The sequence below is a fragment of the Paenisporosarcina sp. P5_A11 genome (assembly GCF_056400705.1).
In genome coordinates this window covers 1-9,726 of record NZ_JBFUKT010000129.1, presented here as the reverse complement: position 1 = coordinate 9,726, position 9,726 = coordinate 1, and the positions used below count along the sequence as shown (strand labels likewise).

Annotated in this window: 8 protein-coding genes; 5 read left to right on the top strand and 3 right to left on the bottom strand. The window is 39.1% G+C overall.

From position 1 onward, the window contains the following. Positions 1 to 3,124, top strand: a 3,124-nt coding sequence (locus tag AC1DOS_RS14745) for a DEAD/DEAH box helicase (RefSeq protein ID WP_477538104.1), incomplete at its 5' end; no start/stop codon positions are given. Positions 3,125 to 3,398: 274 nt separating this feature from the next. Here the strand turns inward: AC1DOS_RS14745 and AC1DOS_RS14740 are convergent. Further along, a complete protein-coding gene (locus tag AC1DOS_RS14740) occupies positions 3,399 to 3,785 on the bottom strand; it encodes a hypothetical protein (protein WP_477538103.1) in 387 nt (128 codons plus the stop codon). 304 nt (positions 3,786 to 4,089) lie between these two features. Here AC1DOS_RS14740 and AC1DOS_RS14735 point away from each other — a divergent pair, with 304 nt between their 5' ends. Then, positions 4,090 to 4,848, top strand: a complete 759-nt coding sequence (locus tag AC1DOS_RS14735; protein WP_477538102.1) for a hypothetical protein — start codon at positions 4,090 to 4,092, stop codon at positions 4,846 to 4,848. Positions 4,849 to 4,884: 36 nt separating this feature from the next. Then, positions 4,885 to 5,499, top strand: coding sequence for a chloramphenicol phosphotransferase CPT family protein (locus AC1DOS_RS14730; RefSeq protein ID WP_477538101.1), 615 nt, complete (start codon positions 4,885 to 4,887; stop codon positions 5,497 to 5,499). Between the two features lie 309 nt (positions 5,500 to 5,808). On the opposite strand, the gene AC1DOS_RS14725 is transcribed toward AC1DOS_RS14730, so the two are convergent. Continuing rightward, positions 5,809 to 6,090, bottom strand: a complete 282-nt coding sequence (locus AC1DOS_RS14725) for a hypothetical protein (protein WP_477538100.1) — start codon at positions 6,088 to 6,090, stop codon at positions 5,809 to 5,811. A 1,082-nt stretch (positions 6,091 to 7,172) separates the two neighbouring features. Here AC1DOS_RS14725 and AC1DOS_RS14720 point away from each other — a divergent pair. Then, on the top strand, positions 7,173 to 7,556 hold the full coding sequence (locus AC1DOS_RS14720; protein WP_477538099.1) for a VOC family protein: 384 nt from the start codon (positions 7,173 to 7,175) through the stop codon (positions 7,554 to 7,556). 125 nt (positions 7,557 to 7,681) lie between these two features. Here the strand turns inward: AC1DOS_RS14720 and AC1DOS_RS14715 are convergent, their stop codons facing one another. Continuing rightward, on the bottom strand, positions 7,682 to 8,917 hold the full coding sequence (locus tag AC1DOS_RS14715) for an MFS transporter (protein WP_477538098.1): 1,236 nt from the start codon (positions 8,915 to 8,917) through the stop codon (positions 7,682 to 7,684). Positions 8,918 to 9,220: 303 nt separating this feature from the next. On the opposite strand from AC1DOS_RS14715, the gene AC1DOS_RS14710 reads away from it, so the two are divergent. After that, positions 9,221 to 9,726: VOC family protein (locus AC1DOS_RS14710; RefSeq protein WP_477538097.1), on the top strand; the 506-nt coding region annotated here is incomplete at its 3' end.

Here is a 9,726-nt window from a genome sequence, read left to right as displayed (position 1 = left end):
ATGCGGAATGGTCGCTTATAAAAAAGGCAGAGCCTTTAACCAAGCAGGGAAAATCTTACTAGAGCCCGATGCAGAGGACGATTTATCCATAAAGGCTACTGTAGAAGGTAGGGACAAGTTCCATATAAGCGTGAAACAAACGCAAGATGGGAAAATTCTAGCTTCTTGCAGTTGTCCGCCGGTCGGATTTGTAAAGACTTACTGTCATCATATTGCAGGTGTTCTTTTGGCAATCGATGAAATACAACAACGGGACAATCCCATGACTGCTAAAATGCTGGGTTTATTTACTCAGCAAGCACCGAGACCAAGAGGAAAACGGCTTCATTTCGATAAGAGGCAGGTTCTCCAAGTGGAATTTAGCTGTAGCCCTGTGTTTCTCAGGAAGACAGGCTATGTATTGGGGATATCAATAAAAGCCGGGACTGAAAGATTGGATAAAATCGAAAACCTAAGAGAATTTTTGAAGAAAGTCGAGCAAAGAGATTCGTATGAATGCGCTCCAGATTTTTTGTATAGTCCGGAAATCTATAGTTTTGACAAAGAAACAGAGGACGTCATTCTATTCTTAGTGAAAAGCCAGCGTATTGCAGAAGATTTGCATCAAATAAAAGATATACTGGTCATTTCCGCGTCCGATTGGGAGCAGCTACTGCCTTTATTGCTGAAAGTTMCGTTAGTGAAGGTGATCCATGCTGGAAGGTCGGTTGACGGTCTCCGCTTGGAGAAAGAATTGCCTTTGTCTTTTCGATTTGACCAAGCTCGTTCAGGTGGTTATCAACTGAATGTTGACGGATTAGAAGAGATTCTAGTGTTAAAAGCTTACGAAACAGCATTTTCTGGAGGGGCATTCATTCAAATGTCCGCAGAAGACATCGACCGACTGGCCGAACTAAAAGAACTGATGGAAGGGTCAGAAAAGCAGCTCATCATTTCTTCTGCTCAAATGGATCATTTTCTGGAAACGGTTATTCCTGGATTAGAGCGACTAGGGACAGTACATATTGCAGATTCGATTACTGAACGGTTGGTGGAAACACCGCTTCGCGCAAAATTGTTTTTGGACCGCATCAAACATCGCCTGGTGGCTGGGGTGGAGTTCCATTATGGTCATCTGGTCATCAATCCATGCGAAGAAACGGAAGATGAGTTCCGTCACTATCCGGGCGTCCGACGACAGCGTAATAAAGAACAAGAAATTATGAAATTGATTCAAGGCAGCTCTTTTAATCAGACAGATGGTGGTTTTTACATGCACGACGAAGAAGCGGAATATCATTTTCTGTTTCACGTCGTTCCGGATTTAGAAAAATTGGTTCAAACTTATGCCACGACCGCGGTGAAATTACGTGTACAAAAAGCGTATACCGGTCCGAAAATCAAAGTAGAAATCGGGGAAAGAACGGATTGGCTGGCTTTCCGTTTTGACCTTCAAGGAATTCCAGAATCAGAAATTAAGAAATTATTGAAGTCTCTCGAAGAAAAGCGGAAGTATTACCGGATTCCGAGCGGTACGTTAATGTCTCTGGAGACAAAGGAATTCTTGGCATTGAACGACTTCCTGCGCGACTTGGGAATAACATCAGATAATTTCGATGAGGAAGAAGTCCGTGTACCTTTGATTCAGGGAATGCAGCTGGTTGATTCTCTAGAAAACGGCCAACTAGTGGATCCAGGAAAAACGTTTGCTAAGCTAATGAAAAATTTATATCGTCCTGAGGACTTGAATAGTGAAGTGCCGGAGAGTTTAGAAAGCGTGCTCCGTGATTACCAGAAAGTCGGATTCAGATGGTTCAGGTTGCTGGCCAAGTATAAATTTGGAGGCATTTTGGCTGACGATATGGGGCTTGGCAAAACACTGCAAAGCATTACTTTCATCTTGTCGGTGCTTCCGGATATTCGTGCCCGGAAGTTGCCGGTATTGATAGTAGCACCTTCATCTTTGATCTATAACTGGAAGAATGAACTGAAAAAATTTGCTCCAGTTATAAATGCAGGCATTATAGACGGCAATAAAGAAAAAAGAGCGTTTTTATTAAAAGAAAGTGCGGGATTGGATGTCATCATTACATCTTACCCAGTCTTACGAATGGATAGGGCGCTGTACCGTGACAAACACTTTCACTCTTTATTTTTAGACGAAGCACAGGCATTTAAAAACCCTGTTACCCAGACGGCAAAAGCAGTCAAAGCGATTCAGGCAGAATACCGTTTCGCCCTTACTGGGACACCAATCGAAAATTCGTTGGATGAATTATGGTCGATTTTCTCAGTAGTTTTTCCAGAACTGTTGCCGAATCGAAGACTCTATAGCGAGATGAGACGGGAAGATATAGCAAAACGAGTACGCCCGTTCATTTTACGGAGGTTGAAAAAAGAGGTCTTGAAAGAACTGCCTGATAAAGTCGAAATCATCCAGATGTCCGAATTGCAAAAAGAGCAGAAGAAGTTGTATGCCGCTTATTTAGCGGAATTGAAACAAGATGCTTTAAAGCATTTGAACAAAGACAGCTTTAGAAAAAATCGCATCAAAATTTTAGCTGGATTGACGCGGCTTCGGCAACTATGCTGCCACCCTGCTTTATTTGTTGAAGGATATGAAGGTGGGTCGGCTAAATTTGATCAATTGATGGAAATTGTGGAGAAATGCCGAATCTCAGGAAGACGGGTTTTGATATTTTCCCAGTTTACGCAAATGCTAGGTATTATCGCACAGCGATTGAGTAAAAGTGGCCACCCTTATTTTTATTTAGACGGCAAAACACCTCCTATGGAACGTGTAGAATTATGCAACCGGTTCAATGAAGGAGAAGGGGATTTATTTCTCATTTCCTTAAAAGCAGGTGGTACTGGATTGAATCTGACAGGTGCTGATACGGTTATCCTGTATGACCTTTGGTGGAATCCAGCGGTCGAGCAGCAAGCTGCAGACCGGGCACATCGCATGGGGCAGAAAAATGAAGTTCAGGTCATCCGCTTGGTGGCGAAAGGAACCATTGAAGAGAAAATTACCGAACTTCAAATGAAAAAGCAAAACCTGATTGACGAAGTTATCCAGGCAGGCGAAGAGCCATTAAAGGCTATGACAGAAGAAGATATCCGCGAAATATTAATGATAGAATAAAAACTTTCTACAAAAACGACAACTTTATTGTTTAGTTCTCAGCAGTTTGAGGTCTGGTCAAAATAACATAAAAAAGCGACCGAAATTGAATTCGGTCGCTTCAACTATTTACTAGGGTAAGAAATCTTTTATAAACCAAATCCAAATCAAGTAGATGTATTAATTAACGGCAAGGTTATTGGATTTATGAAGAATCAATAAACATCAAATCCAATTAATTAATATTAAATCTTGGTATTTGAGCCTCCTATCTTATCAGGAGGTTTTTCTTTATTTAATGTTGTTTTATTTTCACAAAATAACTAACAACTTCCGTTACTAAAGCTAAAATAGCTCCAACTCCAACTATAAAGAGGTAACCTATAATGCTGGTTAAATCCCCCCATCCTGGTGCAGTATTACCTAACACTACATAAAACATATAAAGGATACCTACTATGGCAGAAAGTGTATAGATTATAAAGAAAATCCGCTTACCTAAGAACCCACCAATACTTGGAATTAAAGTCGAGACTATGGATATGATAATCAAACTAAATATATATCGATCAAATATATCACTTCCAAGCAGAACCCTAGTTGTAAGCAGACCGATAAATATTACTACTGTATAAAGTATAAAAACCCCAATCCACTGATTTGATTTTTTGGGTGGTATCATGATTATCCTCCCTTTAAGTTCAAATTTAGACTCGTGATTATTATTAAACTTAATTTACTATATTCCCTATCAAATTAAATTTTCCTTTATTCTTTTGCCGCTACTTCCTAATTACAAAGTGGCTATTTTTTAATTAACCACACGTATACTCAACGTTATCTTCATTTTATCGTTAGTAATGGTTTTATGACTATAACAGTATACGATCTGGCGATTTACCGATTTCAGATTGACCCACAAATAACGAAAGTCTCATGCAACTCAAGTATAATGATGAAAAATAATAAAAAGAGGAGAACCATCCATGAGCATCGCAGATTATTCTAAATTCGAAACATACAAAAATCTAATCAAGTCTTTACCCGTTTCCTTTGAAGGTGAAGCATTAATCAATGACCAGTTTTTACTGGAAAAGGATGAGAAGAAAAAACTCGAAATTTATTATGCTCCTTTTGAATATGTAAATGAGCATGCCAAGGTTGTGATTGTTGGGATTACTCCAGGTTTACATCAAATGAAGAAATCCTATTCGACCGTATTGAATGTGATGGATCAGCAGTTATCGGATGAAGAGATACTTCATGAAGTGAAGAAAAACTCTAGCTTTGAAGGACCGATGCGGAAAAACCTAATTCAAATGCTAGATGAACTGGGCTTGAATGATTATTTGGGGTTATCATCTTCGAGTGAACTATTCGATACGGCTAGCCATATGGTTCAAACGATGTCGGTATTGCCTTATCCTGTGTTCTATAACGGGAAAAACTACAATGGGTCGATACCAAATATACTTAAAACAGAAGTACTTCAACGTCACATTCTAGACTACACGGCGGGTGAGCTTAACAAATTAAATAATGCACTCATTATTCCACTCGGAGTTAACGTCTCGAAGGTAATCGTGTATCTTGCTGACAATGGCTATCTTAATAAAGAGTCGATCTTAACTGGCTTTCCTCATCCATCGGGTGGAAATGGTCACCGACATAAGCAATTTGCTGCTAATAAGGAAGATATGCAACAAAAACTGCAGGATTATTTTGGCGTGGAAGCTCCGTTGTAATTGGTACAGTTGAGTTAAGGTAAGGAGGAAACTACATTGTTACAAGTAGACAAACCTGGAAAGATTATCATTCTTAACGGTACCCCAAGATCTGGGAAGTCAAGCATTGCTAGTGTAATTCAAGATACATTTGAAGGTCTGTGGATGAACATAGGGGTCGATCAGTTCATGAAGATGACACCCGAAAAATATCAGCCTGGGATTGGTTTGCGACCTGGGGGAGAACGCCCTGATCTCGAGCCACTCATTGTGATTATGTATCGAGCGATGTATGAGGGGATCGCAACATATAGTCGTTTAGGAATAAATGTGGTGGTGGATGTCGGGCATCATGACGGGTATTCTGTCCCTCGTGGAATTCTGCCAATGTGTGCTCACATACTAGATGGACTCCCGGTATTGTTCGTGGGTGTTCGATGTCCAATCGATGTAGTGATGGAAAGACGGATGAACACTTGGCATGTCGGATACACCACAGATGGCATGGTGCCAAAGCCAGTCAGCTTATGGCAGGAACTCGTCCATGTACCTGGTATCTATGACTTGGAAGTCGATACCTCAAGTCTATCTCCCGAAGAGTGTGCTAACTTAATCCTGCGACGACTTGAAGATGGTCCAACCCCTACAGCTTTTCAGCAGATTGTAGGTTGAGGATGTGGAAAACCTCAAGAATTGCTCTCATATTTTCTTCTTGATCCGTGAAAAATAAATAGGATATTTCTAATTTGGAAATTCAATATTTCGTGCAAAAAATGAAATTAGCTTTGTTAAGATTGGTAGATATTTATTCATTGACCAGAAAAGCGGCACCCCCAAAATCCCATCAACTCAACGATGTAAATTCGGTGGGTATGGAATGTCTGGAAGAAGAAGTGAGAGCCCCGAATGGAAGTTAATTACATGAAAGATTATCTCGGCTTTCAACTTCGTGCATAGTTCGATTAAACCACTTCCTAAGAGTTATTTTCTAGGTCGTTGTCTAAAAGAGTTAATGGATGTCTTGAGAGACGCATATGAGCCAACGGCTGCATACCCGTAAAACCATCCCATAAATAAACCTGCGATTAGATGTCCTCTGTGGCTGATGAAAACGGATATTAATAACCCGATAATCAGCGCGATAAAAGGAACCGTAGTCTTTTTTGGCTTTATAAAAATTTTTATTAATTGAGTTAGGATAAGTACGACTGGGACTGCGATAATAGCATCCCAAAAGTTAGTATGTATTGTAGGGAAATTCATTATGTTATCATCCTTTTTTAAAAAGTAGTATGCGGATTGCTCCATAATTTTATGCAATTCACTAAATATAATGCACTGCCATATAGCTAAGTATTTGAAGCAAATAGCGTAACAAAAAAAGGGGGGAATGATGAAAAAAAGTTATTTTATTTGGTTTAAAAGAGAAGGTATCAAAATCGTCAACGTTAAAGATGATGTAAATACACTTTTGATGTAATTGAACTTTAAATCTAACGGGGCTTTAGTTGAAGAACAGGGGATCGTCAGAGACGGTCTTTTTTCATTTGCCTAAAGCCAAAGACAAATTGGATATTTATTCATTGGACAGGAAAAGCGAAACCGCCAAAAGCCCGTCAACTCAACGATGTATATTGGATGAATAAAAGATAGATTTGTGAAAAGAGGAAGAAGTGAGAAACCGCAAGAGTTGGCGTGTAGGGGCTAACTTCCAAGTCGTGTGGTTATGTCAACCTAGGGTGTATGCCTTATACAACGCGGTTCAGCGATTTCCCATATGTTTATGCCAAATAAAAAAACCATTCGCTTAAATGGCCCTCTTGTGTAATCTATTAATTCTTTTTAAAAATCTTAACTCCGCAATCAGGAATAGGAAGTAACCCACATAGAGGAATGTTTATTCATGATGGCTTTAGGAGAAGGTTTATTTCGTTCTTCTTAATCTCTTCTCTTTTTCTTTTAGGTGGAAGAAGAAGACGACGTATATTCAAAAAAAAAAACACTGTAATGTATACTATAACGGAAAAGCGAAAGCCCCCTAACATTTTATAACTCCTTTGTTTAGCCCCTAACCTTTTTTTCATGAACCGAAAATTCACAGTTCTATGAGATCCTTTGACCTGCAATCTTGAACCTCGCAAAGCGTCCACTACAGGACGCTTTTTTTGCTTTTAACTTTGGGGAGAAAACCCTGTCGAGAGACAAGATTCCTCCCTACATTTGACCTCGGACCGAAGATGACCACTTCCTAATCTGTATTTCGATAATCACAAGGAGTGCAATCACATTTTATTCCATAATTAAAAAGTGATATAATTTCAATACACAATAGGGGAGGGAACTGCATGATTAGTAAAGTCGGTCAAATTATGTTGTATGTAAATAACCAAGATGAGGCAGTGAAGTTCTGGACAGAAAAAGTGGGGTTTAGTGTAATTTCTGAAGAAGATAATGGTCAAGGAATGAGATGGATTCAAATCGCTCCTACAAAAGAATCAGAAACAAGTCTTATACTGCACAACAAGGAATTAATTGCTAAAATGGAGTCTGGAATAAATCTTGGAACACCTTCATTAATGTTTTTCACAGAGGATCTCGATAAATTATATAACGACTTAACCAATAAAAATATTACCGTCGGAGAAATGGTAAACATGCCTTCTGGTAGAGTATTTAACTTTGCAGATAGTGAAGAAAATTACTTTGCGGTGATGGAAAAAAGTAAATAACAATTGAATGGGAAAGTGAATTAGTTGTTTGGTTCACTACAATTTCATAAATGAAAAGACACCACCAATCTGCTACAACCTGATTGGTGGTGTCTTCTATTAAAGTACTCTAATGTCCCACCGCATCACTCAGAAATAACAGGCTCTGAAGTCATTTTTTGATCACGAGGTAGTGCCAGGCCAACAAGTCCTAGTAGTGGTAAAAATGAGATGACAATCATGGTCTGATAGATACCAATGTGGTCCATCAATATGCCGATTACGACCGCACCAATTGCCCCCATACCAAAAGCCAGTCCTACTGTTAACCCCGCCATTGTCCCAATTTTACTCGGAACAAGTTCTTGTGCATAAACCACCGTTACTGAAAAACTTAGCATAATGAAAAATCCAATAAGTATTAACAGAAGAATAACTGCAGGTAATGGTACATATGGCAAGAGCAGGGATAAAGGAATTGGGACTAAAAGAGAAAGTACAATGACGTTTTTTCGACCCATTTTATCCGCCCATGGCCCCCCGAAAAATGTTCCTACAGCTCCGACTGCTAGAAATAGGAAGATGATGAGCTGGCCTTTTTGAATCGTTAACCCGTATGTTTCTATTAAATGAAAGATATAAAAGCTGGTGATATTCGTTACATAAATGGATCGAGCGAAAATGATCATGAGTAAGAGACCAAGTGCGACACCAATTTGTTTTTTCGTTAAATTGGCCATTGAAGACAGTAGCACTCTTTTGCGATTGAGTAATCTTTCTTGTTCTAACTGTGCTTTATACCAAGCTGAAATCTTCATTAATATAAAAATACCTAGGGCAGCAACTAATAAAAATAGTGCGGCTCCTTTTTGACCAAGTGGAACTAAGATAAATGCACTGATAAGTGGTGCTAATGCTTGTCCTGAATTTCCACCAACTTGATAAATGGATTGAGACAGGCCTCTTTTCGTTCCTGCTGCCATAAAAGATACACGTGAACCTTCAGGATGGAAAATGGCAGAACCAAGTCCTATGAAAATGACGGAAACGAGAATCATCCAGTACTGCGGAGCAAACGCTAGTCCTGCCATTCCTAGAAATGATAAAAACATTCCAAATGGAAGAGAAAATGGTCTTGGCTTTAGGTCACTAAAAAACCCAACGACCGGCTGGAGAACTGAAGCGACCATATTCAATGCGAAGGCGATTAATCCTAACTGTGTAAATGTTAGTCCAAGATCCTTCTCGAGGACCGGAAACATGGCCGGAATAACAGATTGGAGCGAATCATTTAATAAATGACATCCACCAATCGCAAATATGATTGGATAGACTGGATTGGAAGCCATTAATGAAGTTGTTTTTGCTGTTACTGTTGTCATAATACACCTACAATCCTTCTAGACTCGAAATAAACAGATGAATATAGTATAGCAACCACTTGGTAAGAAAGAAAGATGATCTATCCTTGGTCACTGATTCTGCTTGTTCATATGAAAGAAGAGTGGTTTGTCCTTTTTGCAACCAGTGGATATTAGTTTTCAAGATTAGCATCCGTTACAATGATTGCATGCTGTGGAGAGTCTCTTTTATTTCGTTCATCCAAAAGAAGTAGAATTCTTTCCTACTATTGTACATATGGTTTAGTCGAGAGGATTTTGTACAATTGACTTGAGGTGTTGAAAATGAAAATACTGAGAATTGTTTTGGAGACCGGCAATATTGAAAAAATGAAAAAGTTCTATACTGAAACTTTGGAGATGCCAATCGTAAGAGCAAAGGAGAGCTTCTTTACAGTTAGGGCTGGAAATACACATATTACGTTTCAGCATTCCAGCAATAATGAAGCTCCCTTGTATCATTTTGCTTTAAGAACTAATCTTTCTTTCTATGAGTATATGTTCATGAAAATGAAAGAAGGGAATATAACTCTTTTACCGGATTCCGAAGGGAATTTGAGTGGGTATTGGAAAGGGAAACAAGTGTATTTTAATGATCCAGACGGGAATATTGTCGAGATTCTAGAGCGGGAGATTCCATTAAATGAAGAAACTCACGGTTGGGTGGATGTTTGTGAAATCGGATTTCCTTCTGAAAGTGTTGAGGATATGAGTGAGTTCCTTTCACCAATCAACAATGTGAATCCTGCTGAATCTGATACTTTTCGCTTTTATGGGGATGACCTTGGAAC